Consider the following 25211-nt stretch of genomic DNA (forward strand, 5'->3'; position numbering starts at 1 on the left):
CTATGCCTTCAGCGCTCTGGAGTTTCACCCTCGATTTCTACGCCCGTCCGGGTGTAGAGCAGGCTTGTCTGACGCTGCAAGCCAACGGGGCCAACGTGTGCATGGTGCTTTGCGGGGTCTGGCTCGGCACGCGCGAAGTGGCGTGCAATGCGCAGCGATTAACGCAAATAAGGCAATTGGCGACACCCTGGCACGATGAAGTGGTGCGTCCGCTGCGGGATTTGCGTAACCAATGGCGCAATGCAGCGCTTGAGGACGCGGTGCTGATGACGTTGCGAATGAAGGTCAAGGCGCTGGAGCTGGAGGCCGAACAGAGTCTGATGCTGAAGCTTGAGGCACTGACTAGAGACTGGCCAGCGGGTGAGGCGAGAAATGCAGAGGAATGGCTGATAGAGCTCGCTGACGGAGAGGCAGAAAAAAACCGCGATGCGCTGCAGGTGCTGCGCATCGCGGTTGATCTTGCCGTCGACCAGACTTAGGAAGCGCTGGTTGGCGTTGCGCCGTTGGCAGGTGTTGCCGGTGCAGCAGATGGAGCGGCAGGTGCAGGCGTCGTCGGCTTGGCAGCGGCAGCAGGCGCTGGCGTAGCCGGTTTGGCGGCGGTCGGCTTCGCTGCTGGCTTGGCCGCAGGTTTGGCGACAGGCTTGGCTGCTGCTTTCACAGGTGCCTTGACTGGTGCTTTGGTCGCGGCCTTCGCGGGCGCTTTCACCGGGGCTTTGGCCGCTGGTTTGGCTGCCGGAGTTTTTGCTGCTGCTGGTTTGGCAGCGCTGCTTGCCGTCGTTTTGGCGACAGGTGCTTTGCTTGCAGCTGCTTTGGCAGCCGGCCGGGTGGCGGCAGGTTTGGTTGCAACTGGTTTGGCGGCGGCTGTTTTCGCCGCGGCGGGCTTGGCTGCTGCCGCTGCCCGTGTGGCAGGTTTGGCGGCAGCTTTGACCGGGGCCTTGGTTGCCGCAGGTTTGGCTGCAGGCTTGGCTGCCGACGAAGGTTTGGCTGCAGTTTTGGCGACTGGCTTGGCAGCGGCCGCTTTCACTGCGGTTTTTGCAGGTGCTTTTGCTGTAACGGCAGTCGCTGCTTTGGCGGCGGCTTTAGGGGCAGCAGGCTTGGCATTGCGAGTGGTGAGGATCTTGCCGACCGCCTCTTTCACGCGACCGATACCCTGGGCCAGCTTCAGGCTCTCTTGGGCATCGCGCTTGAGGTGCAGAATGTAGGTGCGGGTTTCGGTCTGGCGATCCTTGAGAGCATCGAGCAACTCTTCCAGCTCGGAAACGGCGTCTTTGGCCTTGGCCTGTGCCTTGGATTTTCCGGCGGTGGCAGCGTCCTGCAGTTTGATGCGGGAGTTGTGCAGTTTTTCCTGCGCCTTGCCGCGTTGTTTCTCAAGCTTGGCGAGCAGTTTCTCGGCATCAGCCAAGGCTTGGGAACAGGCGTCTTCCAGATGTTCAAGCAAGCTGCCCGATAATTGTTGAAGCAAATGCAACGGAGTATTTACTGGCTTCTTTTTGGCCGACATGACTTACCTCCTGGGTGACGAAATTGCGGCTCATACTAGGCTTCTGCGCGCATCGCCGCTAGCGCATCTTGACAGCATCCAGGGGGCGCTGTTGCATACTGCAAAAAATGATTGCCTGACACGATGCACAGGCATTGTGAAATTCACTTGGCAAGACTCGTCACTACACGCGCTGGCGCTGGCATAATCGCTGCCTTCCCAGGCCGGAGAGCATTAATGTCGCGCTACCTGTTAACGTCGTTGTTCCTCTTGCTACCCCTGGCTCAAGCTGCCGAAGCACCACCTGCGGCGGCCGATGATGGTCATGATCTCGCCTACAGCCTGGGTGCAAGCCTGGGTGAACGCTTGCATCAGGAAGTCCCTGACCTTGATCTGAAGGCACTTGTCGACGGTCTGAAACAGGCTTATCAGGGCAAGCCGCTGGCACTCAAGCAGGAGCGTATCGACCAGGTCCTGCGTGAGCATGACGCCGCAATCGCGCAGGCCGAGACCGCAGGCACAGACGCGCCTACCGAAGCAGCCCTCAAGGCAGAGCGCACGTTCATGGACAGCGAGAAGGCCAAGCCGGGTGTGAAGGTATTGGCGGACGGGATTCTCATGACCGAGCTGACACCTGGCACGGGCCCCAAACCTGATGCCAATGGCAGGGTTGAAGTGCGCTATGTGGGTCGTTTGCCGGACGGCACGATCTTCGATCAGAGCAACCAGCCGCAATGGTTCCGGCTCGACAGCGTGATCAGCGGCTGGACCAGCGCATTGCAGACGATGCCGACCGGCGCGAAATGGCGACTGGTGATTCCTTCGGATCAAGCCTACGGCGCTGAGGGTGCTGGCGACCTGATCGATCCGTTCACTCCGCTGGTATTTGAAATCGAGCTGATTGCCGTTTCACAGTAAGCAGATGTAAATCCGGAATCCAGAAACGCGAAAGGGTGCAAAAGCACCCTTGGCGGTTTGTAGACTCTGCACGCGAGCGGTCACACCTGCGCGGCGATCTCTTCCTTGTGGGAGTTGTGCAGCACTTCAATCAGGCAGTCTTCCAGCTCGAAGCGCTCGTGCAGCAGTTGCCCCAGCTGGTTGAATTCCTTGGCCACCACCGTAGCGTCCGAGCAGTCGCCCTTGTCGCAACGATCATTGAACGTCAACGCAAACTTGGTAATGACGTCCAGGCGCGGGTAGATCGTGTCAGCCAGCTCGAGCCCACGCTCGTCGTTGAACGCACGGGCTTCATCACCCAGCTGTTCATAGACCTCAAAGTGGCCGGCCGATACGTAATCGACAAGAACTCCACAGAAGTTCTGCAAGCCTTCACGGTCGGCTGCCAGAGCCTGGGGCGTGTCGCCCAGCGCATCGTAGGCTTCGACCAGTTCGAGGCGGCTTTGAAGCCAGCGATCAATCAGCTTATTGACTCCGCCCCAGCGTTCCTGAGCATTCTGACAACTTTCCAGCATGGTCTTCTCTCTTCCCTTCAGGGGCATGCAGTCCTGGGCCGGTCCTGGCGGTTAGCCTGTACCTGGCCTGATAGATGCGCCAGGACAGCATATTTCCAGTGACGCGTGCGGGCCAGATTATGCCCGCTCGACAAGGCCTTCAAGGTACGCAGGAGATAAAGTTCATACAAGCGTTTAATACCTGGCCCGATCTTTGGTCGCCAGCCAGTGGCTGAATTCGCTGAAAAGAGGATACAGGGGTAACAGCGCAAGGCCGGTAAATGCCAGCAGACTCCACTCCGGCAGGCTTATACCGAACAGGGTCCAGGTGATTTCTGCGCAAAACATTGCATCGCTTCGCAGCCGGTCAATGCACATGTCCAGTGAGAGCAGGCTTAACAGATGCTCCAGTCTGGTAATGAAAGGTATCAATTGATCTGCCGAGGCGGTTTGCAGCCATACCTGAGCGCCTGCCGTAACAAGCCCTGTCAGCGCGATCAGCAGAAAGCCCAGGCTGTAGCGCCGCATGCCTGTCGGGCCGGGAGCGTGGCAGGCAGCGCACAATGCCAACACACCGCAGGCGATGATTGCCGCGCGTTGTATCAGGCAAAGGACGCAAGGGTCGAGGCCGAAGGTTTGCTGCAGATAAAAGGCGGTGCCAATGATTGATGCACAGGCCAGCGATGCCAGGAAAAACAGGAAGCGTGTGCGAGCCAGATACATGGCAAATCCGTAACAAAGGACGAGGCGATTACGGTAGAGGAAAGGGTGCGGCGCATTCAAGGTGGCGGCGTGCGGATACGTCGCTGTTTACCTGGGAAAACAAACACACTACTACGTGGTTCTTTTACACATCGGCGTAGGAAGATTCTCACGCACTATTTTCTGATGGTCTTCGAGACAGCATGGAGAGCCCTCGCACGGGGCTCTCCGGCAGCTTTATGCTTTGGTCAGCACAGGCACAGGGCGCGACAGGAAGCGTTCGTCGAGCAGGCCCAGGCCTTCCTGAAACAGCGTATTGCTGCGATCTGTCTCACCCAGTTGGGCCAGCAGACGAGCCAGCTCTGCGCAGGTCTCGGGATTGCGTTCCAGACGCAGGCTGCTCTCCAGATAATCCCGCGCCTTGCCCCACAATCGGCCTTGCAGGCAGATACGCCCCAGGCTCAGCAACAGGCTTGGATCGGCAGGATGATGCTTGAGCCAGCCTTCTGCCGTTTGCAGTTGCTTCAGCGGATCGCTGCCGCGCACCAGGCCATACAGACGCGCCAGATGGCTGTTGTATTCGCGCTTGAGGGCGCTACGCAGCACCTCTTCAGCCTGAGCTTCGGCGCCCAGACGACGCAATTGATCGGCATACGCCAGCACCAGTTGCGGCTCCTGACGCTGTGCGGAGCCGAGTCCTTGCCAGGCGCTTTCCAGCGAAGGCAACCCGGTGGGTGAGCCTTCGATACCATCGCGGTAGGCCGCCAGGGTCAGGTTCTCGCCCCAGGCGCGGCGCTCCAGCTCGGCAAGCTCCTTGGCTGGCAGGACCTTGTCCTTGCGCAGTTCCGGCATCAGACGGACAACATCGGACCAGTCGCCACGTTGCTGATAGAGCCGTTGCAACTGGCGAAGCACCTGAGGGTTATGTGGATGACGCTCTTTCATTGCCAGCAGCGTGGTGAGCGCACCTTCGGTGTCGCCACGATCCTGTTGCAGTTGAGCGTGATTCAGGGCAATTGCCAGCTCGGCTTGCGGCTGACGCTCCAGCGCACGCTCCAGCAAGGCATCGCAGTCTTCGTAACGCCCCTGCTCATTAGCCGCGCGGGCGGCGCCAATGTAGTAAAGCAATGGATGGGCATCGGCTTCGGCCGCCCGTTGCAGATGACGTTGTGCGCTGGCCCAGCGTCCTTCGGCAAGGTCCATCTGGCCATGCTCGATAGCCAGTTGCACACGGCGACGGCGGTTACGACGCGACCATGGGTTGACCACGCGGCCTGACGTCGTCAGCAGCGTGATGACCAGCCTGAGAAGGGCGATCACCAGCAGAACTGCGACCAGCAATGCCAGCGTTGCCCATAGACTCGATTCATAGCGGAAGTTCTGATAGGCGATCAGCACGTAGCCGGAATGCTCGGCGATGGCGACACCAATCAGCGCCGCAGCGGCGATAGCGATGAATAACAGCACATAAAAGCGCTTCATCGGCTGGTCCCCTGTTGCGCCTCGGCTGGCTGGCCCGCGGCATGACGGCGTTCAAGGTAGGCCTGCACCGAGCTCAGGCTCTGCGCAAGATCAGGGGTCTTGACCGACACAGGCTGATTGGCCAGCGCCTCAAGCCCTTGGGCGAGCACTTTGCTCTGTGGGTCGTCCTGATCGAAGTTGGCCTTCAAAACGCTCTGTGCTTCGGTGATGGCCTTGGTATAGACCTGCGGCTCGCCGTTGAGCGCCGCCCATTGCGCCTGCTCCAGCGCCAGGCTCAGGGCAAGGCGCACTTGGGAAAGGCTCTGGCCTGCCAATACCGGGCGTATATCCTTGTCGGCGTTGAAATCGATACGGAAGTAGTGGGAAATTTCGTCCCACCACTGCGTCCACCGGCTTTGTTCAGTCTTGTCGGCGGTCAGGCCCAGAAGAGACTCGCCCTTGTCTTCGTATTCAGGTGCCAGCTTGTTGAGCTGCTCAGCCTGTTCGCGTAGGGCGGCCAGTTGCAGGAACAGTCCGGTGCGGTCTGGCTGCTCAACGCTGCGCAAGGCGGCAAGGCTCTTGGCCAGTTGCTCGCGGGCGGCAAAGGAGCCGGGATCGTCCTGCTCACGTAGAATTTCGTCGGCACCCTGAACCAGCGCCTGAGCACTGTTGATGTCCTGCAGCGCTGAAAGACGCAGGCTGGCCAGACGCAGCAAATGCTCGGCCTCGGCCAGGCGCCAGTCCTTGCGGCTCGCGCCCAGCACGGTTTCGAGTCGCTGGCTGAGACGCTGCTGATCGCCCTGCAATTGCGCGACCAGCCGTCTGCTGTCTGCCAACTGATCGGCAGGCGGGAATTGCGCAAGGCGTGCGCTCAGCTGCTGATCATTCTGAGCCAGTACCAGCGTCTGCTCGGCGATGTCTTCAACCTGGCCGCGCTGCTGTTGGTGGCCGGCTTGCAGCATGCGCAGTTGCCAGACTCCCCAGCCTGCGACCGCGACACCAGCGATACCGAGCAGCAAGGCCAGGAATACCAAGCCACTGCTGCGGCTGCCGGTGCGCTCGGCACGTACTGGGTCAGGCTTGGGTGCAGGCGTTTTCAACACCGATTCTTCGTCTTTAGGCAAGGCTGTTTCGCTCACGTATCCCATCCTTTGCATTTTGGCGTAATAGCGTAAACGACAAGTGTCGATCATTACGCCTTGACGGCAGGCTGAGGTTGATCCCGCAACGCTGCCAGCAATGCCGTGGCGCTGGCGCCACGACAATCAATAACGGTCCGGGCTCCAGCTGCCTGCGCAATGCTGGCCACCCGGGGGCTTGGTACGAACAGTGGCAAATCGGCCAGGTCTGGCCAAGAATCACCCGCCAGCTGAAGCAAATGTTCAAAACCCTGCCCACTGCTGACCACCAGCCCGTTCAAGCGTTCCACCGCAACACGTTGCGGCAGGGCGTCGGGGGCATGCTGCGGCAGGTAGCGACGATACAACGGCAGGTAGTCAACTCCCACCCCCAACGCGCGCAATTGCTCGGCCAGCAGTTCGCGTCCTTCGTCACCGCGCATGATCAGCACACGGCTTCCCGGTACGGCAATCGCCTGTTTCAAGCGCGGCAGCCCAAGCAAGGCTTCGCTGTCATCGCCCTGCTCCGGCCAGCTCGCGTCGAGCCCGTAATCAAGCAGTATCTGCCCGGTTGCTGAACCCACACTGAACCAGGGTTGCATGGGTGGCTGTGGCCACACTTCGTCGATCAGCTCGATGGCCAGCCGCGCCGCAGGTTTGCTGACCACGATCACTGCACAATAATTGAGCAGCTCGAAAATGATCGAACGCTGTGCAGGCGTCAAGGGCAATGGCTCGGTCTCGAGCAAAGGCAGGCTGCTGCTGAAGATACCGGCCTCGGCCAGCACTTTTGCCAGCGCTGCCGATTCTTCGGCCGGGCGGGTCAGCAACAGGCGCCAGGTACTCATTCGATGTTGGCCTCGCCATACACCGCTTTCAGAATGTCGGCGGCACCCTGCGCCAGCAGTGCTTCGGCCACCTGCACACCCAGCGCCTGGGCGGATGTCTGTGGCGCGCGGGCTTCGGCGTGCAGCAACACACTCCCGGCCGGGTCGCCCACCAGCCCACGCAACCAGACGTCATCGCCCTCCAGCACGGCGTAACAGGCGATAGGCACTTGGCAGCCGCCGTTGAGGTGCTTGTTCAGCGAGCGTTCGGCAATCACGCGCACGGCGGTGTCTTCGTGATGCAGAGGTGCAAGCAAGGCATGAATTTCGGCATCGACGCTGCGGCATTCGATACCCACCGCGCCCTGCCCGCCCGCAGGCAGGCTGTCGTCGACGCTGATTGCCGAGGTGATACGATTTTCAAAGCCCAGGCGGATCAGGCCCGCAGCGGCAAGAATGATGGCGTCGTACTCGCCGGCATCGAGCTTGGCCAGGCGCGTATTGACGTTGCCACGCAGGAAGCGGATCTGCAGATCGGGGCGGCGTGCCAGCAATTGCGCCTGACGGCGCAGGCTGGAGGTGCCGACGATGCTGCCAGCTGGCAGTTCGTCCAGGCTGGCAAAGGTGTTGGACACGAACGCATCGCGTGGGTCTTCGCGCTCGCAGATGCAGAACAGGCCCAAGCCTTGTGGAAAGTCCATCGGCACGTCTTTCATCGAATGCACGGCGATATCGGCGTTGTCTTCCAGAAGCGCTGTTTCCAGCTCCTTGACGAACAAGCCTTTGCCGCCGATTTTCGACAGTGGGGAGTCGAGCAGCTTGTCACCACGACTGACCATGGGCACCAGCGTCACGAGCAGGCCGGGATGAGCCTGTTCGAGACGGGCCTTTACATATTCTGCCTGCCAGAGTGCCAGCGCACTTTTGCGCGTGGCGATGCGGATTTCGCGAGAGGACATTGAACAATCCGTACTGAGTGAATGCGACGGATAATAACAGCTCAATCCCGGTCAGGGCGGCTTCGGCGCTGATTGAAACTTGCGTCAGACACTGAGCCGATCAATCAATCGGCAGTGGCTGAGGGGCGCATTGGAAAGGCTGCGCGTAGGCCAGCCGAAAAGCACATGGAGCCGGAATTCTCTCCCGTTCCATGACTCGGTCTGGGCCCAGAGGCTCCAGAGCGGCGAGGCGCTAGAGCTGCTGCATCATCTTGCGTACACCGGCTACATGGCGGCGACTGACGATCAACGCATCGCCATTAAGCCCTCTGAGAAACAGCTGGAAATGCCCCAGCGGCGTGCGCTGCAACCGTTCTATTCGCTCGCGGGCCACCAGTGCATTGCGGTGAATACGCACGAAACGGTCGCCGAATTCGTCTTCCAGCGCCTTGAGCGGCTCGTCCAGCAGCACTTCGCCACCCTCATGACGCAAGGTCACGTATTTATGATCGGCGATGAAGTAGATCACCTGATCGAGTGGAATCAGTTCGATACCCTTGCGAGTCCGCGCGCTGATATGGCTGCGTGGGCCCGATCCGCTTTCGGCAGCCGGACGGGTCAACGCCGCCAGTTGCACGCGGTTTGGCCGCTCGGCTTTCCTCAATGCTTCGACGAGGTGCTCGGAACGCACAGGCTTGACCAGATAGCCCACTGCACTGACCTGGAAAGCTTCCAGGGCGAATTCATCGTGGGCAGTGCAAAACACCACCGCAGGCGGCGCTTCCCGCTCGCACAGTCGCGCTGCAACCTGCAGGCCATCGAGACCCGGCATGCGGATATCGAGCAGCACCACGTCCGGTTTGTGAGTTTCAATCAGCGCCAAGGCTTCTTCACCATTGGAGGCGCTGGGTTCCAGTACTCGATAACCCTCAATTTCATTGACCATGCGGCTCAATCGCTCGCGGGCCAGGGGTTCGTCATCAACGATCAGGACATTCATATAGCTCTGGCTTCCTGCGTGAGTCTCGCACAAGGATAGCGTAGACAGGTGTAGTGACGACCGTCACGGCGCTCCACGCTCAGACTGGCGTGCGGGCCAAAAAGTGCCGCAATACGTGCGCCTATATTCGTCAGAGCCTGCTGAGTACCGTTGGAAGTCTGCCGATTGGCAACTTCTTCATAGGGATTACTGACGCTCAATATGAACTCTCCCCCTTCATATTTCGCTTCGACCGTTACAACGCCCCCCTCGACTCGCGGAGCAATGCCATAAATCAAAGCGTTTTCAAGTAATGGCTGCAAGGTTAGCTGGGGAATCGGCAAGTCATCGGGAATTGCACTCACCCTCCAGTCCAACTGTAGACGCTCGCCAAGACGATATTGCTCAATCGATAAATATCGTTTTGCCAATGCCAGCTCCTCGCCCCACGTTACCAGGCTGCCGGGCTTGGCCAGACTGGCGCGAAACAGGTCTGAAAGGTCGAGTACCGCCTGCTCTGCCTTGACCGGGTTGCTGGCAACCAGACTGGCAATGCTGTTGAGGGTATTGAACAGAAAGTGCGGACGGATTCGCGCCTGCAGCGATTCGATCCTCGCGCGCAGCTCGCCTTGTTGCTGCTTGCGCCACTGACTCTGCAAATAGAAATAGCGCAGCATCAGTGCGGACATGATCAACGCAATTGTCGAGTAGCGCAGGTAGCGCTCGACCATACCGCCGATTGAAATCCGTCCGGTGAGCTGACAGACATCGGTGACGGCTGTGCACAGCAACGTCAGGCCGACCACCAGCAGGCAACTGAGCATGCCAGCCAGCCCCGGCGTCAGGCGCGCCAGCCAGGGTCGCAAACCACACAGCAGCGCTGCGGACAGCAGCACGATCCATTGCACGAACAGCGACATCAGCGCCAGACGTACCCAGTCGAAGCCGGTACGCATCGGTTCTACCAGCACCAGAACCAGCACCAGCAGCTCCGCCAGAACGACAAGCACCAGCAATGCCTGCGGCAGGCACAGTTCGGGGAGGAAAAAGTCTTTGCCGGGCACAGGCCGGGCTTCGTGTTTCACAGGTTCGATTCGCATGCCTCCAGTCTCTGCCCTGGCCTCGTCAGCGGCAAGCTGTCCGGGGATAAAAATGCATCAACCCTGTTATCATCGCAATCGCCCTTGTGCCAGGTAACGGGCACGCCACTTTCTGTTAGCAACGAGCGAATCCATGAGCACCGACAAGACCAATCAGTCCTGGGGCGGCCGCTTCAGTGAACCCGTCGACGCGTTTGTCGCGCGTTTCACTGCCTCCGTCACCTTCGATCAACGTCTGTATCGCCACGACATCATGGGCTCCATCGCCCACGCCACGATGCTGGCCAAGGTGGGCGTTCTGACCGACGCCGAGCGTGACACCATCGTTGACGGCCTGAACACCATCCAGGCCGAGATCGAGGCCGGCAATTTCGAGTGGCGCGTCGATCTGGAAGACGTGCACATGAACATTGAAGCACGCCTGACCGATCGCATTGGTATCACCGGCAAGAAGCTGCACACCGGTCGCAGCCGCAACGATCAGGTCGCCACCGATATCCGTCTGTGGCTGCGCGACGAAATCGACCTGATCCTCAGCGAAATCACGCGTCTGCAGCAAGGCCTGCTGGGCCAGGCCGAGCGCGAAGCTGAAACCATCATGCCCGGTTTCACCCATTTGCAGACCGCCCAGCCCGTTACATTCGGTCATCATATGCTGGCCTGGTTCGAAATGCTCAGCCGCGACTACGAGCGTCTGGTCGACTGCCGCAAGCGTCTCAACCGCATGCCTCTGGGCAGCGCTGCGCTGGCAGGCACCACTTACCCGATCGACCGCGAACTGACCTGCAAACTGCTGGGCTTCGATGTCGTGGGCGGTAATTCGCTGGACGGCGTATCGGATCGCGACTTCGCCATCGAATTCTGCTCGGCCGCGTCCATCGCGATGATGCACTTGTCGCGCTTCTCCGAAGAGCTGGTGCTCTGGACCAGTGCGCAGTTCCAGTTCATTGATCTGCCGGACCGCTTCTGTACCGGCAGCTCGATCATGCCGCAGAAGAAAAACCCTGATGTGCCTGAACTGGTACGCGGCAAGAGCGGCCGCGTGTTCGGTGCCCTGATGGGCCTGCTGACCCTGATGAAAGGCCAGCCTCTGGCCTACAACAAGGACAATCAGGAAGACAAGGAACCACTGTTCGATGCCGCCGACACCCTGCGTGATTCGCTGCGTGCGTTTGCGGACATGATCCCGGCAATCAAACCCAGGCACGCGATCATGCGTGAAGCCGCGCTGCGCGGGTTCTCGACCGCGACCGATCTGGCCGACTATCTGGTGCGCCGTGGTCTGCCGTTCCGTGACTGCCACGAGATCGTTGGTCATGCCGTGAAATATGGCGTGGAAACCGGCAAGGACCTGGCAGAAATGAGCCTGGAAGAACTGCGTCAGTTCAGTAACCAGATCGAGCAGGACGTGTTTGCCGTGCTGACCCTGGAAGGCTCGGTCAACGCCCGTAACCACATCGGCGGCACCGCACCCGAGCAGGTCCGCGCCGCCGTGGTCCGCGGTCAGGAACTGCTGGCCGGGCGCTGAATACAACCAAGGCATTCCTTTAGCCTGAGGAACGACCATTCAACTATCGTGCGACGCTCCGCGTCGCATGCCGTTCTGGACGCTCTGCGTCCGCTCTTGAGTGTGCGGCGCAGCGCAGATTTGTGACGCAGAGCGTCACCCACGGCATTCCCACGCTGGAGCGTGAGGAACGACCATCCAACTATCGTGCGACGCTCCGCGTCGCATGCCGTTCTGGACGCTCCGCGTCCGCTCTTGAGTGTGCGGCGCAGCGCAGATTTGTGACGCAGAGCGTCACCCGCGGCATTCCCACGCTGGAGCGTGAGGAACGATGACCCCTACTATCGTGCGACGCTCCGCGTCGCATGCCGTTCTGGACGCTCTGCGTCCGCTCTTGATTGCGCCGTACGGCTTCCGCCGATTTCCCTCCAGCGCACCTCGCCGCTATCATCGCCGCATCTTGTGAGGGACTTATCCGATGCTCAATGGCCTGTGGCTTGGTTTTTTTGTCGTGGCGACGATTTCCGCGCTGGTGCAGTGGCTGGTGGGAGGCAACGCCGGCATTTTTGCGGCGATGGTCGAAAGTATCTTCGCGATGGCCAAGCTGTCGGTCGAGGTGATGGTGCTGCTGTTCGGCACACTGACGCTGTGGCTGGGCTTTTTGCGCATCGCCGAAAAGGCGGGCATCGTCGACTGGCTGGCCAAGGTTCTCGGCCCGCTGTTTCTGCGCCTGATGCCGGAAGTGCCGCCCGGCCACCCGGCACTGGGGCTGATTACCCTCAACTTCGCCGCCAACGCGCTGGGTCTCGACAACGCCGCCACGCCGATTGGCCTGAAAGCCATGCGCTCGCTACAGGAACTCAACCCGAGCAAGACCGCCGCCAGTAACGCACAGATCCTGTTTCTGGTGCTCAACGCTTCCTCGCTGACACTGCTGCCGGTAACGATCTTCATGTACCGCGCCCAGCAGGGTGCTCCCGACCCTACCCTGGTATTTCTGCCGATTCTGCTGGCCACCAGCGTCTCGACCATCGTCGGCCTGTTGTCGGTGGCGTTCATGCAGCGCCTGCGGCTTTGGGACCCGGTGGTGCTCGCTTACCTGATCCCCGGCGCCCTGCTGCTGGGTACTTTCATGGCCTTTCTCGGCACACTGTCGGCAGCTGCGCTGGCGGGACTGTCGTCCATTCTGGGTAACCTCACGCTGTTCGGCCTGATCATGATGTTTCTGATCATCGGCACGTTACGCAAGGTGCTGGTCTACGAGGCCTTCGTCGAAGGTGCGAAGGAAGGCTTCGACGTCGCCAAGAGCCTGCTGCCTTATCTGGTCGCCATGCTCTGTGCGGTGGGCGTGCTGCGCGCATCCGGCGCGCTGGACTTCGGCCTGGAAGGCATTCGGCATGTGGTGCAGTGGCTGGGGCTGGATACACGCTTCGTCGATGCGTTGCCGACCGCGATGGTCAAACCCTTCTCCGGTAGCGCCGCCCGTGCCCTGTTGATCGAAACCATGCAGACCCAAGGCGTCGACAGCTTCGCGGCATTGGCCGCCGCAACGATTCAGGGCAGCACCGAAACCACGTTCTACGTGCTTGCTGTGTACTTCGGCGCCGTGGGCATTCAGCGCGCTCGCCACGCAGTGGGTTGCGCACTGCTGGCCGAGTTTGCCGGTGTGGTGGCCGCGATCTTCGTCTGCTACTGGTTCTTCGGCGCGACCGCTTCCTGACAGCTCACTGCGCCGGAGCCTGAGGTGCAGATTCCGCAGGTGCCGACTCGGCAGGCGCTGCCTCCTGCTTTTCCTGCTTCGGCTGATCGGCGGGTGCAGATTCAGGTGTGGCTTCCTCAGCCGAGTCGCCGCCCGGCTTGAGTTTGATTATCCGGCCTGTAGGTCGTTTCACGGCCGGTTGATCGTTGTCGGTGACCACAAAGCGCAGCACGCCGATCATCTGGCCGTCCTCGGTCAGCACCCTCACCTGCCAGCGCCCTGTCACGTCCTCCGGGAAGTTTTGCTTGCGCGTCCAGGCGCGATAGCCTTCCTTGCGTCCGCCGTGAATGTCCAGCGCGATCCGGTCCATCTCTTCGCCTTCATGCCACCACACATGGTAGATACGCTCGTCCAGACCGCGCGGCGCATTGATAGCGGTATACGCATACAGGCCGCCGTTGCGCAGCTGTTTGGCGCTGATCAGCGAAATACTGTCGCCTGGTGTGCGGTTCTTGTTATCGAAGTCCGGGCTGACCGCCACTTCGGTCAACCAGAGCGTCGCAGGCGGCACCCAGGAGCGCAGCAACCAGCCCGCCGCGCCGATGGCCAGGATGATGCTGATCACGGCCAGTGCGCTGCGCCAAGTGTTGAGCGGGAAGTTCGACATCAGGCTGGGTGCCGACAGCACCATCGCCACGCCCAGCGCCAGTTTGTAACTCTCGGCGGTGGTTAGGTGCAGGATGATCGGCAGCGCGGTCAGCAGTGCCGCGAACAGTGTCAGAGTGTGCAACGTCATGAACAGCCAGCGTCTGGGCGCCAGCCACTTGTAGTAGAGAGGGTCGATGATCGAGATAAGCCCGGCGGCGCCAAGCACCGCAGTGAATACCGCCTGACCACTGTTCCAGGTGGTGGTGATGAAAAAGAACGGCAATACGAAAAACAGGCTTTCCTGATGGATCATCTGCGTGCCGTAGCGCAGCAAACCCTGCGGAATCTCGCGGCCCAGCGCCTTGTTGAGCAGCCCGACCATGGTGTTTTCGACCATCAGCCACAGCCAGCTGATCAGCATCACCACGGCGATCCAGGTGGCCAGCCCTGCCTGGCGATCGACCAGGATAAAACTGGCGATACCTGAAACGAAACCAAACGCCGCAATGAGCCCCGGATAGCGCTGCATCAAGTTGAGCACGGGCGTCACATAGCGGTTCACGTCAAACATTCGGGGGTTCACTCGGTTCTGTTCATACAAAAAACCGCGCAGCGTAACAAGCGCGGCGCGCAGCCAACACCACCAATGCAGTTCGGCGTCAGCATTCTATTTATTGCGTACACGCCAGCGCCACACGGCCAACAAGGCTATCAGGCCCAGCACCCCACCAATCAGCCAATACAGGCCGTCATAACTGAACAGAGGCTTTTCAATTCGCATGTAGCCCGGCTGGGCGAGCAGCTGGCGCATGGCCTGACTGGCTGTCTCCAGTTTCACCGCCTTGATGCGTTTGGCCGGGTCCTCAAAGCGCCCGTTTTCGTAATCATTTAGCGCGCTCCAATAATAGTCGGCCAGTGCACTATTGCCCTGTGTGGCCCACGATTGCCGGTCGATGGCGAGCTGTTGCAACCGCGTAAATGTAGCGGGCTGCATACCTTCTTTTTGCAGGCGCTCGACCATATTGCGGATGTCCCGCTCGGCTTCATCGGCATCGTCACGTTCGACATCGGCATTCAGGCTCAAAAACCCGACATCGCCGAACACTTCCCGCTCGGCAGAAGGACCGTACGACAAGCTGTGTTTCAGACGCAGCTCAGTGTAGAGCGTCCAGTCCAGATAGGCTTTGACCAGTTCCCAGGTTTCGTCGTGCTGGTCGTCAAGTTGTGGCTCGGGGTAGATCAGGTGCAGCTCGGCACTCTCGCCCAGCCCGCCGCGCTCAAGCTCGCGTCGCGGCTCGGCTGAACCCGTGCTTTGCGCCAGCGGCGGGTGATCGATGGGGTCGGTGGGTGCCAGTTTGCCGTAAGTGCGCTCCAGATAGGCCGGCAACAGCTTGTCCAGATCGCCAACCACGATCAGCGTCATGTTATTGGGCGCGTACCAGTTGGCGAAGACGTCTTCGATATGGCCCAGCTTGATACCATCCACTTCAGGACGCTCGGCGCATTTGAGGCCCAGCTCCACCGCCAGTTGACTGCTGGCGCTGCGCCCCGAGTCACGCCGGTCAAGCAGGCGCTGCAAGTGTGAAAAGTGTCCGCCGTCTTCTCGTTCTACGACTCGTTTGACGCCGTCCAGTCGTGCCTGGCTGAGCTCGGTTCTGGTCATGATCTCCATCAGCAGGTCGAGCACCTTGCGCTGGTTTCGCGCGGGCGCTTCAATCACGAAGGTGGTATCGGCATTGCTGGTGAATGCGTTCCACTCGCCGCCCAGTGCCTGCATGCGCTCCTCCAGCCCCCCTTCACCGCTGTCATCCACGCCGCTGAACAGCAAGTGTTCCAGCAGATGCGGCAGTTCCTTGTCCTGGCACGGGAAGTCATCGAAGCCGATACCCACCACCAGGCGGATAGCGACGTGACCCTTTTCGGAGCCTGGCTTGAGAAGGACTTGCAAACCATTGGGCAGCAGATAGCCCTCGACCTGAAGGCGGTCAAGGGCAAACGAAGGGAGTGAACCGAGGAGCAGACAAGCGAACAGCAGGCAACGCATAAAACAGCTTTCCTGGCGGGCCGGTATGTTTAACAGACTTCACCTCGGCCCTTACGTTCATAGTGATCGTTCGGGCTCGCTCTCGCTCGACAAGGCCCCGGTGTCGGCCGTTTCCAGTACCACATAAGCGCTGCTGCAAAACAGTGAGTTCAGGCGTTTCATGTCGGCAATCAGTTCCAGGTGCAGCGAACTGGTCTCGATACTCTGCACAACCTTCTGCCGCAGGCGGCTGACGTGAGCATGTGCCAGACGGCGTTCCTGGGCTCGAAAACGGCGTTTTTCACGCAGTAATTGACGCGCGCTTTCCTCGTCACCGCTGAGGAACACCGAGAGCCCCAGACGCAGGTTCGACTGCAACTGGATCTGCAGATCGGCGAGTTCTTCCAGGCCGACTTCCGAGAATGAGCGGCGGTGCGAGGTCTTCTGCTGCTGGATCTTGCGCAACATGCGTTCGATCAGGCCACTGGCCAGTTCCAGATTGATGGTCAGCTCGATGATCTCGGCCCAGCGCCGGTTATCGTGCTCGCCGAGGTCCTCACGCGGCATCTGCGCCAGGTATAGCTTGATCGCGCTGTAGAGCGCTTCCACGTCATCGTTGAGGCGGCGCACTTCCTGAGTGACCGCCGTCTGCGTGCCGCGCAGCACCGCCAGCATCGAGCCCAGCATGCTCTCGATCAAATCGCCCATGCGCAGGGTTTCTCGCACTGCGTTGGCCAGTGCCAGGCTGGGCGTCGACAGTGCGGTCAGGTCCAGATGGCGAGGTTTGGCCAGGCCACCGACCTCGTTCTGCTGCGGCAGCAAGGCCGCGCACAACCGCGCCATCGGGCCAACGGTAGGCAGCATGATCAGGCAGCGCAACGTGTTGTAGATCAGGTGAAAGCCAATCACCAACTCCTGCGGACGAAAGCCCAGCGTGTCGATCCAGGCAACCAGCGGGTCGAGCACCGGAAAGATCAGCAACAGGCCGAACAGCTTATACAACAGACTGCCCAGCGCCACCTGCCGACCGGCGACGTTCTGCATGCTGGTACTGAGAAAGGCCAGCAGGCCGCTGCCGATATTGGCACCGATCACCAGGCCGATCGCCACTGGCAGACCAATGACTTCCGTGCCCGCCAAGGTGGCCGTCAGCAGAACTGCCGCCAGGCTGGAATAGGAGATCAGCGCAAACATGGCGCCCACCAGCGCATCCAGCAGAAGGTCGCCGGTCAACGAGGCAAACAGCACCTTGACCCCGGCCGCCTGGGTGATCGGTGCAGCCGCTGCGACGATCAATTGCAGTGCCAGCACGATCAGGCCCAGGCCGATACCGACCCGCCCCAACTGACCGGCACGGGTCTGCTTGCGCGACAGAAAGAACACCACGCCAAGGAAAATCAGCAACGGCGACAGCCACGACAGATCGAACGTCAGCACGCGGGACATCAATGCCGTGCCGACATCGGCGCCGAGCATGATCACCAGCGCCGGTGTCAGCGTCATCAGCCCCTGGCCGACAAATGAGGTCACCAGCATGGCAGTGGCATTGCTGCTCTGCACCATGGCTGTCACCAGAATGCCGGCGATGAACGCCAGGGGTCGCTTGGACATGTTCTGGCTGAGTAAACGACGAAGTTGTGCACCGTAAACACGAAGGATGCCAGTGCGCACGATATGCGTGCCCCAGATCAGCAGGGCGACGGCAGATAGCAAATCGAGCAGGGTCAGCATGCTGAAAGCCCCCTGAGGTTTGCCCGTTCAGGCGATGAATTGAAAGATGTGCATGTAGCGAGCGGGGAAAGGGTGTAACGCTCTACTAAGCTTTTAGTCGGCTATTAGCCTTGGCGCCAGCATCGCACAGGGTGGGATTCATTGAAATAAAAGTGTCATAAATCCGCACCACAAACGCAAGACCGGACGCGGAGCGTCCAGAACGGCATGCGACGCGGAGCGTCGCACGATGGCTGAAGAGCTTCGGCACGACAGTTGGATTATCGTTCCGCACGCTCCAGCATGGGAATGCCTTGGGTGACGCTCTGCGTCACAAGTCTGCGCCGCACCACAAACGCAAGACCGGACGCGGAGCGTCCAGAACGGCATGCGACGCGGAGCGTCGCACGATGGCTGAAGAGCTTCGGCACGACAGTTGGATTATCGTTCCGCACGCTCCAGCATGGGAATGCCTTGGGTGACGCTCTGCGTCACAAGTCTGCGCCGCACCACAAACGCAAGACCGGACGCGGAGCGTCCAGAACGGCATGCGACGCGGAGCATCGCACGATGGCTGAAGAACTTCGGCACGACAGTTGGGATTATCGTTCCGCACGCTCCAGCGTGGGAATGCCGTTCGTGACGCTCTGCGTCACAAGTCTGCGCCGCACCGCAAACGCAAGACCGGACGCGGAGCGTCCAGAACGGCATGCGACGCGGAGCATCGCACGATGGCTGAAGAACTTCGGCACGACAGTTGGGATTATCGTTCCGCACGCTCCAGCGTGGGAATGCCGTTCGTGACGCTCTGCGTCACAAGTCTGCGCCGCACCGCAAACGCAAGACCGGACGCGGAGCGTCCAGAACGGCATGCGACGCGGAGCATCGCACGATGGCTGAAGAACTTCGGCACGACAGTTGGGATTATCGTTCCGCACGCTCCAGCGTGGGAATGCCGTTCGTGACGCTCTGCGTCACAAGTCTGCGCCGCACCGCAAACGCAAGACCGGACGCGGAGCGTCCAGAACGGCATACCCACGCGGAGCATGGGTACGATGGTGTTCTTGAGAGAACTTATCGCTCTCCGACGCGGAGCATCGGCACGATAGTCGTGAGGCTTCCAGCAGCCATCAACGGAACCGGTCAACCTCGTTACGCAGTTCTGTCGCCAACCCATTCAGCTCCTGAGCGGTGACCGCCAGGTTGGACATCACCTGGCGCTGTTCGCTGTTGGCCATGGCGATGCTTTGCAGGTTGCTGCTGAGCATGGTGGCGGTGCTGCTTTGTTCCTGGGTGGCGGTGGTGATGGCGGCGAACTGGTGACCGGCCGAGCGGCTTTGTTCGTCGATCTGGGCCAGTGCCGAGGCCACTTTGGCGTTAAGCGCCAGGCCTTCCTGCATCAGCGTATTGCCCTGTTGCATGGTGCTGATGGCGTTGCCGGTTTCCTGCTGAATGCTGGCGATCATGCCGGAGATTTCGTCCGTCGCTTCACGGGTACGCGAGGCCAGGCTGCGCACTTCATCAGCCACCACGGCAAAGCCACGGCCTTGTTCACCGGCACGTGCGGCCTCGATGGCGGCGTTGAGCGCCAGCAGGTTGGTCTGGTCGGCAATCGAGGTAATTACCCCGACAATGCTGCCGATTTCCTGCGAGCGCTGGCCCAGTGTGTCGATGACCGTTGCCGTGCTGTTCAGCGAAGTTGCGATCTGTTGCAGCGATGAAGACGCCTCGTCCATCGAGGTACGGCCAATGCGCGTTTGCTGCGCATTTTCCTGTGCCAGACGCTCGGTATTGCTCATGTTGTCAGCGATGTTCATCGACGTGGCGCTGAACTCCTCGACGGCACCGGCCATGCTGGTGATCTCGCCGGATTGCTGCTCCATGCCCTCGAACGCGCCGCCGGACAGGCCGGACAACGCGTGGGCGCGCGTGCTGACTTCCTGCGCCGCGGTGCGGATATGCGACACCATTGATGACAGCGCTTCGCTCATCTTGTTGAAGCTGCCCGACAGTTGCCCGATCTCGTCGTTGCTGGTCACATTGAGGCGTACGCTCAGGTCGCCCGCACCCAATGCATCGGCCTGGCGTACCAGTTCGGACAGTGGACGCAGCTTGCTGCGCAGCAGCCAGATCGCGCTGATCACTGCGATCAGCATGGCCAGCACACTGCCGATGGCCAGCTGGGTGCCGACGTTCCAGGTCACTTCACTGATTTCGTCACGCGGCATGCTGGCGATGACGGTCCAGGGGCCACCGGCAAACGGCTGGCCAACGCTGTAGTAGTCGTCATCACCGTCGTTCCAGAACTGCGCCTTGCCGGGTTTGCTGGCCAGGTCGGCAACGGACTTCGCTGCACCGTCCAGAGATTTGACGCCCGCCGGCGGAACCAGCCAAGTGCCTTTCTCGTCCAGCAGTGCCAGCGAGCCGGTAGAGCCAATGCGAAAGCTCTTGAGGTTATCGAACTGGGTTTTCTGTGCGTCGGTGTAATCGAAGCCCACAAACAGCGCCGCAATGATCTTGCCGCTGCTGTCGCGAACCGGGCTGTACTGAGTCATGTAATAGCGATCAAACAATACCGCTTTGCCCACATAGCTCTGACCGGCGATTAAACGCTCGTAGGCTGCGCCCTTGCGATCCAGCACGGTACCGATGGCGCGCGTGCCATCCTGTTTGCTCAGAGAGGTGCTGATACGGACGAAGTCGTCGCCGCTGCGCACGAAAATCGTCGCCACGCCCGCGGTCATCGAGCGGAATTCATCAACCTCGGCGAAGTCGTTGTTCAGTGCGGTATCACGCATAAACAGGCCTGGCGTGGAGGTGCCCGCTACCGTGACCGGTTTGTCGGGTTGCAGGCTCAGGCCACCGGCAAAGCGCTTTTCGAACAGACCACTGAGGCGCTGAGTGCTATCACGCAGTGTGCTGTGGAACGTGCTCAACTGGTCGGCGAGTAATCTGGCTTCGCTCGACATGTGCTCTTCGCGAATGACCAGGTTGGACGCGTCCAGAGACCTTAACGCGAACAGGGTGCTGCCGCTGATAACCACAGCCAGGATCACGGCCAGAGCAATACCGAGTTGCGAGGCAATTCGGGTACGGGGCTTGGACATAGAGACTCCATGCCGAATGATTGGAGTTGCCTGATCCGTGGCTTACCATTCAGCGAACAAATTAATGAGTGTTTTAAGCTGCCTGAACATGCAGTCGTTAAGCAGTGCTTCGGCCACCAGAGTCGTTACTTGAGTAACGGTCGCGACATTAACCAATGATGGCAGTTCAATACTAAACTAATTTTTAATGCAGTACTTCAACTAACGGCAACTCCATAGCGTTGACTTCCGTCTGCAGAAAATCGCTGAGGCGACGCAAACGCTCTGCGCCGGGCCTTGTGCGCGGCCAGACCAGATAATAATTTTCTCCGCTGAATACCGCGGTGCGCCACGGCAGGCTCAGACGGGCCTGCGCCACGTCCTCGGCGACCATAAGTAAGTCGCCCATCGATACGCCGTAACCGCGTGCCGCTGCAATCATTCCCAGCTCAAGCGTATCGAACACCTGCCCGCCTTTGAGCGACACCTGATCGGCCAGCCCCATGCGGTTCAGCCAGGTGCGCCAGTCACGCCGGTCAGGGGTGGGATGCAGCAACTCGGCCTTGGCCAGCCGCTTCACGTCCCATGGCGGGTCCTTCAACAACGTAGGTGCCCCCACCGGAATCAACAGCTCCGGGAACAGCAAAGTGGCTTCCCAGTCCGAGGGGAAATGCCCGTGACTGAGTAAAATCGCGCAGTCGAAAGGCTCCAGAGTAAAGTCCACGGCATCGATATCCATCCAGGCGCTGGTCAGCTGCACCTCGTTGCCTACTTGCAGATGACGGAAGCGACTGAGCCGCGCCAGCAACCAGCGCATGGTCAGCGTCGATGGCGCTTTCATGCGCAGAATGCCTTCGTCGGTCTGCAAGGTGCTGCAGGCTCGCTCAAGCGCCAGAAACCCATCACGCACGCCGGGCAACAGCGCACGCGCTGATTCAGTCAGTTGCAAGTTGCGCCCGTTGCGCTGAAACAAACGACAGGCAAAGTGCTCTTCCAGCGTGCGGATGTGACGGCTTACTGCACTTTGAGTGATCGAAAGCTCCTCGGCCGCCCGCGTGAACGACGTATGCCGCGCCGCAGCTTCAAATGCCCTTAGTGCATAAAGAGGGGGGAGACTGCGAGGCATATGGCGCTTCCTGCTGGCGATGAGTGGCTACTTTACTGCAAATCGCTTCAGATGAGTTTTACTCATGCAGCGCATCAGGTTTATCGTTTTGTGCTTGCGCGTGCAACCGCCCAGAATAGGCGCTCATCCGAACTCCGCCGTAGAGCACCGCCCACATGCAGCCCGCACTTAAAGAACTCTGGATCATCCTGCGCCTTGCCGGGCCGCTGATTGCATCGCAGATGGCGCACATGCTGATGGTGTTCACCGACACGGTGATGATGGGCAAGATCGGTCCGGAGGCGCTGGCAGGCGGTGGCCTGGGTGCGGCCACGTACAGCTTTGTTTCGTTCTTTTGCGTGGGCGTGATGGCTGCGGTCGGCACGCTGGTCGCGATTCGCCATGGTGCAGGTGATACCGAAGGTGCGACGCGCCTGACCCAGGCCGGTCTGTGGCTGGCGTGGGGCATGGCGCTGGTTGCTGCGCTGCTGCTGTGGAACCTCGAGCCCATCCTGTTGCAGTTCGGCCAGGCCGAAGCCAACGTGCATATGGCTGCCCAGTTTCTGATCACCCTGCCCTTTGCCCTGCCGGGCTTGCTCAGCTTCATGGCACTGCGCGGCTTCACCAGTGCACTCGGGCGTGCGGGGCCGGTGATGACCATCAGTCTGGCCGGTGCGGGCGCAAACTTCGTGCTCAATTACGCGATGATTCATCAATGGCTCGGGCTGCCGAATCTGGGGCTGATGGGCATCGGGCTGGTGACCGCGATCGTGACCAACTGCATGGCCCTGGCGCTGGCACTGCACATCAAGCGCCATCCGGCCTACGCGGCGTACCCGATCAGCAAGGGGCTTTCGAAGTTGTCGCGCAGCCATCTGAAAGAACTCTGGCGTCTCGGCCTGCCGATTGGCGGGACCTATGCGGTGGAAGTCGGCCTGTTTACCTTCGCAGCGTTCTGCATGGGGGCAATGGGCAGTACGCAAATGGCCGCGCACCAGATCGCCCTGCAGACAGTGTCCATGGCGTTCATGGTTCCGGTGGGAATGTCCTATGCGGTAACCATGCGTATCGGCCAGCATTATGGCGCGGGCAACCTGTTGATGGTGCGCATGGCGGGCCGTCTGGGCATCGGTTTTGGCGGCTGCGTGATGCTGATGTTCGGGTTGCTGTTCTGGCTGGCACCTAATGTGGTCATCGGCCTGTTTCTGGATATCAATGACCCGGCCTTTGCCGAGATTGTCGTGCTGGCCGCAAAACTGCTGGCCATTGCGGCCCTGTTCGAGTTCTTCGACGGTACTCAGACGATTGCGATGGGGGCGATTCGCGGGCTCAAGGATGCGCGCACCACGTTCCTGATCGGTCTGGGCTGTTACTGGCTGATTGCCGCGCCTGCCGCCTGGTTGCTCGGCTTTTCTACCGATGCCGGTGCTTCAGGCGTCTGGTGGGGGCTGGCGCTGGGTCTGTTCTGCTCGGCTGTGGCGCTGACCTATGCGTTTGAGTGGAAGACGGCTCGCCTGTTGCGTCGGGAGGCAGCCGGGTTAGCTGTGCCGGCCTGATCCGGCGCGCCGTCATCCGGAGTTTGATGCACCCGTATTGGCGGCTTCCGAGCGCAGGTAAGCCACCAGATCCGCTATAGGCAGCGGCCTGCTGATCAGATAACCCTGCACCTGGTCGCAGCCGAAATCGCGCAGCAACTCCTGTTGCCCGGCGGTTTCGACGCCCTCGGCGACCACTTCCAGGTTCAGGTTGTGGGCCAGCTTGATCATGGCGTTGACCAGCTTGCGGTTCTCTTCGCGTAGCTCCATCTGCCCGACAAAGCCCATGTCGATCTTGAGCAGCGCGATGGGCAGGCTGTTGAGGTGCATAAACGATGAATAGCCCGTACCGAAATCATCCAGCGAGAAGCGCACACCCAGCCGCCGCATTGCGTCCATGGTCTGCAGGACCTGATCGCTGCGGCGCATGACGGCAGTTTCGGTCAGTTCGAACTCCAGCCAGTGCGCGTCGACGCTGAGCTCCTCAATCAGGCGACTCAGTGTCGGCAACAACTGGCTGTCCTGAAATTGCCGGAACGACAGGTTGATCGCCATATGCAACGGCGCAAATCCTTGCTCGCGCAGGGCCTGCATGTCACGCAGGGCACGGAAGATGACCCAGTAGCCGAGCGGCACGATCAGGCCGCTTTGCTCGGCCAATGGCACGAATTCACTGGGCGGCAGCAGCCCGCGCGCCTGGTGGCGCCAGCGTACCAGCGCTTCCAGGCCGACAACGCGCCCGGTCTCCAGGCACAGCCGTGGCTGATAATGCAGCTCCAGTTCATCGCGGCGCAGGGCTCGTCGCAGCTCGCCTTCCAGATCGGCCAGGCTGCGGGCGTTGCGGTTGATGCGCTCGTCGAACAGATGAAAGGTGCAGCCCTGCATGCTCTTGGCCTGGCGCATGGCGATGTGCGCGTGCCACATCAGCGGGTCTGCTTCGGGCCGGGTTTGTGAATGGGCAATGCCCAGGCTGCAACCCAGCAGCAGGCTTTCGCCATCGACCCAGTAGGGTTCGGACAGCACGTCAGTAATTCGCTCGGCCAGTTGCATGGCGCGTGCAGGTGTTGTGCGGGTGTCAATCAACAGGGCGAATTCGTCGCCGCCCAGGCGTGCAAGCTGATCGCCCGCAGCGAGCTGGTTTTTCAGACGTGCCACGACTTGCAGAATCAGTCGGTCACCGGCCTGATGCCCCAGCGAATCGTTGGCGCGGCGGAAGTTGTCCAGGTCCAGATGCCCCAGCGCCAGGCTGCCACCCTCGGCCAGACGCGCCGTCAACAGCGCCTGAAAACCCTGACGATTGGCGATGCCGGTCAATGGGTCCTGACCGACCAGACGCCGCAGGCTGTCTTCCAGGCGACTGCGCTCGTGGACATAACGCAGGCAGCGGCGCAGCGCATCGCCGGTCAATGCATCGCGCACCAGCCAGTCACTGACGCCACTCGGTCCGACCAGCGGTTCCTTTTCGAGCAGCACCACGGTGGGTAGCAGGCAGGTTCCGGTTCTGGGCTGCAGGTCGGGCGTTGTCAGCAGCACGGTGCTGCGCTCGTTAGCGTACCCGGCGCTGAAAGCGTCCCAGTTCTCGCCATGCAGAAGTATTACGTTGCTGCCCGGCGCAGTGAGGCAATCGCGCAGCAGCGCGTACCAGAAAGGCTCGTGCGCCAATAACAGCAATCGCAAGGGTTCGACAGGTGTAGGCAATCTAACTTCCTAAGTGCAAAGGAAAAACCGGTGGCCGCACTCCCGCTGGAGCGTGACAAATACACGTATCGTTGCGTCGCGGCGCAAATGTAACAAAAACAGAAGAATTAGATAGCGATCACTGTCTGGCTACGATGACCGCTG

General features: G+C 60.6%; 20 protein-coding genes and 1 pseudogene. 5 read left to right on the top strand and 16 right to left on the bottom strand.

Annotated features, from left to right (window positions below; all coding sequences use genetic code 11):
• The first annotated feature begins 2 nt into the window (after positions 1-2).
• Positions 3-479 (top strand): TIGR02444 family protein, encoded by a 477-nt coding sequence (locus RYA97_RS15920; RefSeq protein WP_117139779.1) that lies wholly within the window; start codon positions 3-5, stop codon positions 477-479.
• Here RYA97_RS15920 and RYA97_RS15925 read toward each other — a convergent pair.
• Positions 476-1501 (bottom strand): AlgP family protein, encoded by a 1026-nt coding sequence (locus RYA97_RS15925; RefSeq protein ID WP_117139767.1) that lies wholly within the window; start codon positions 1499-1501, stop codon positions 476-478. The two genes, RYA97_RS15920 and RYA97_RS15925, sit on opposite strands and share 4 nt — an antisense overlap.
• Positions 1502-1717: 216 nt before the next feature.
• On the opposite strand from RYA97_RS15925, the gene RYA97_RS15930 reads away from it, so the two are divergent.
• Positions 1718-2398 (top strand): FKBP-type peptidyl-prolyl cis-trans isomerase, encoded by a 681-nt coding sequence (locus RYA97_RS15930; protein WP_005743913.1) that lies wholly within the window; start codon positions 1718-1720, stop codon positions 2396-2398.
• Between the two features lie 80 nt (positions 2399-2478).
• Here the strand turns inward: RYA97_RS15930 and RYA97_RS15935 are convergent, their stop codons facing one another.
• From RYA97_RS15935 to RYA97_RS15970, 8 genes are all read right to left on the bottom strand, one after another.
• Positions 2479-2952 (bottom strand): Rsd/AlgQ family anti-sigma factor, encoded by a 474-nt coding sequence (locus RYA97_RS15935; protein WP_002551368.1) that lies wholly within the window; start codon positions 2950-2952, stop codon positions 2479-2481.
• Positions 2953-3126: 174 nt separating this feature from the next.
• The gene (locus RYA97_RS15940; protein ID WP_005732781.1) at positions 3127-3654 is read right to left on the bottom strand and encodes a disulfide bond formation protein B; all 528 of its coding nucleotides are present in this window, start codon (positions 3652-3654) and stop codon (positions 3127-3129) included.
• Positions 3655-3870: 216 nt separating this feature from the next.
• Positions 3871-5115 (bottom strand): heme biosynthesis protein HemY, encoded by a 1245-nt coding sequence (locus RYA97_RS15945; protein ID WP_004667181.1) that lies wholly within the window; start codon positions 5113-5115, stop codon positions 3871-3873.
• Positions 5112-6233, bottom strand: a complete 1122-nt coding sequence (locus tag RYA97_RS15950; RefSeq protein WP_004662896.1) for a uroporphyrinogen-III C-methyltransferase — start codon at positions 6231-6233, stop codon at positions 5112-5114. The genes RYA97_RS15945 and RYA97_RS15950 overlap by 4 nt, the downstream gene beginning before the upstream one ends.
• A 53-nt stretch (positions 6234-6286) precedes the next feature.
• A complete protein-coding gene (locus RYA97_RS15955) occupies positions 6287-7060 on the bottom strand; it encodes a uroporphyrinogen-III synthase (RefSeq protein ID WP_005781282.1) in 774 nt (257 codons plus the stop codon).
• Positions 7057-7998 carry a hydroxymethylbilane synthase gene (hemC, locus tag RYA97_RS15960; RefSeq protein ID WP_005781280.1) on the bottom strand — a complete coding sequence of 314 codons (942 nt, stop codon included), beginning with the start codon at positions 7996-7998 and terminating at the stop codon, positions 7057-7059. Before hemC ends, RYA97_RS15955 begins: the two co-directional genes overlap by 4 nt.
• Before the next feature lie 232 nt (positions 7999-8230).
• On the bottom strand, positions 8231-8977 hold the full coding sequence (locus RYA97_RS15965; RefSeq protein WP_002551374.1) for a LytR/AlgR family response regulator transcription factor: 747 nt from the start codon (positions 8975-8977) through the stop codon (positions 8231-8233).
• Positions 8974-10056 carry a sensor histidine kinase gene (locus tag RYA97_RS15970; protein WP_005781278.1) on the bottom strand — a complete coding sequence of 361 codons (1083 nt, stop codon included), beginning with the start codon at positions 10054-10056 and terminating at the stop codon, positions 8974-8976. Before RYA97_RS15970 ends, RYA97_RS15965 begins: the two co-directional genes overlap by 4 nt.
• Positions 10057-10189: 133 nt before the next feature.
• Here RYA97_RS15970 and argH point away from each other — a divergent pair, with 133 nt between their 5' ends.
• Entirely contained in the window at positions 10190-11584 is a 1395-nt protein-coding gene (gene argH, locus RYA97_RS15975) for an argininosuccinate lyase (protein ID WP_002551376.1), read from the top strand.
• Positions 11585-12041: 457 nt separating this feature from the next.
• Positions 12042-13283, top strand: a complete 1242-nt coding sequence (locus RYA97_RS15980) for a nucleoside recognition domain-containing protein (RefSeq protein ID WP_005743905.1) — start codon at positions 12042-12044, stop codon at positions 13281-13283.
• 4 nt (positions 13284-13287) lie between these two features.
• On the opposite strand, the gene RYA97_RS15985 is transcribed toward RYA97_RS15980, so the two are convergent.
• The 6 genes and pseudogenes from RYA97_RS15985 to RYA97_RS16005 all read right to left on the bottom strand — a co-directional run bounded on the left by RYA97_RS15985 (position 13288) and on the right by RYA97_RS16005 (position 21855).
• Positions 13288-14481, bottom strand: coding sequence for a DUF5924 family protein (locus RYA97_RS15985; protein WP_005743904.1), 1194 nt, complete (start codon positions 14479-14481; stop codon positions 13288-13290).
• A 96-nt stretch (positions 14482-14577) separates the two neighbouring features.
• Positions 14578-15954, bottom strand: coding sequence for a M16 family metallopeptidase (locus RYA97_RS15990; RefSeq protein WP_117139766.1), 1377 nt, complete (start codon positions 15952-15954; stop codon positions 14578-14580).
• Positions 15955-16011: 57 nt separating this feature from the next.
• Positions 16012-17664 (bottom strand): Na/Pi cotransporter family protein, encoded by a 1653-nt coding sequence (locus RYA97_RS15995; RefSeq protein ID WP_005732788.1) that lies wholly within the window; start codon positions 17662-17664, stop codon positions 16012-16014.
• Positions 17665-18773: 1109 nt separating this feature from the next.
• Positions 18774-19634 carry a methyl-accepting chemotaxis protein gene (locus RYA97_RS26560; RefSeq protein ID WP_371321925.1) on the bottom strand — a complete coding sequence of 287 codons (861 nt, stop codon included), beginning with the start codon at positions 19632-19634 and terminating at the stop codon, positions 18774-18776.
• A pseudogene (locus RYA97_RS26565) lies at positions 19629-20750 on the bottom strand (Cache 3/Cache 2 fusion domain-containing protein); the annotation flags it as partial. The pseudogene RYA97_RS26565 and the gene RYA97_RS26560, both read right to left, overlap by 6 nt.
• Before the next feature lie 184 nt (positions 20751-20934).
• Positions 20935-21855 (bottom strand): LysR substrate-binding domain-containing protein, encoded by a 921-nt coding sequence (locus tag RYA97_RS16005; RefSeq protein ID WP_002551384.1) that lies wholly within the window; start codon positions 21853-21855, stop codon positions 20935-20937.
• A gap of 155 nt (positions 21856-22010) precedes the next feature.
• Between RYA97_RS16005 and RYA97_RS16010 the strand changes: the two genes are divergently transcribed.
• Complete coding sequence (locus tag RYA97_RS16010; protein WP_005782439.1) at positions 22011-23390, top strand: NorM family multidrug efflux MATE transporter; 1380 nt, start codon at positions 22011-22013, stop codon at positions 23388-23390.
• 12 nt (positions 23391-23402) lie between these two features.
• On the opposite strand, the gene RYA97_RS16015 is transcribed toward RYA97_RS16010, so the two are convergent.
• Positions 23403-25067: a bifunctional diguanylate cyclase/phosphodiesterase gene (locus tag RYA97_RS16015; RefSeq protein ID WP_316892673.1), complete on the bottom strand. Its 1665-nt coding sequence runs from the start codon at positions 25065-25067 to the stop codon at positions 23403-23405.
• Between the last annotated feature and the right edge of the window lie 144 nt (positions 25068-25211).

It is taken from the genome of Pseudomonas syringae group sp. 26L6 (genome assembly GCF_032587815.1).
GTDB classification, from domain to species: domain Bacteria; phylum Pseudomonadota; class Gammaproteobacteria; order Pseudomonadales; family Pseudomonadaceae; genus Aquipseudomonas; species Aquipseudomonas amygdali.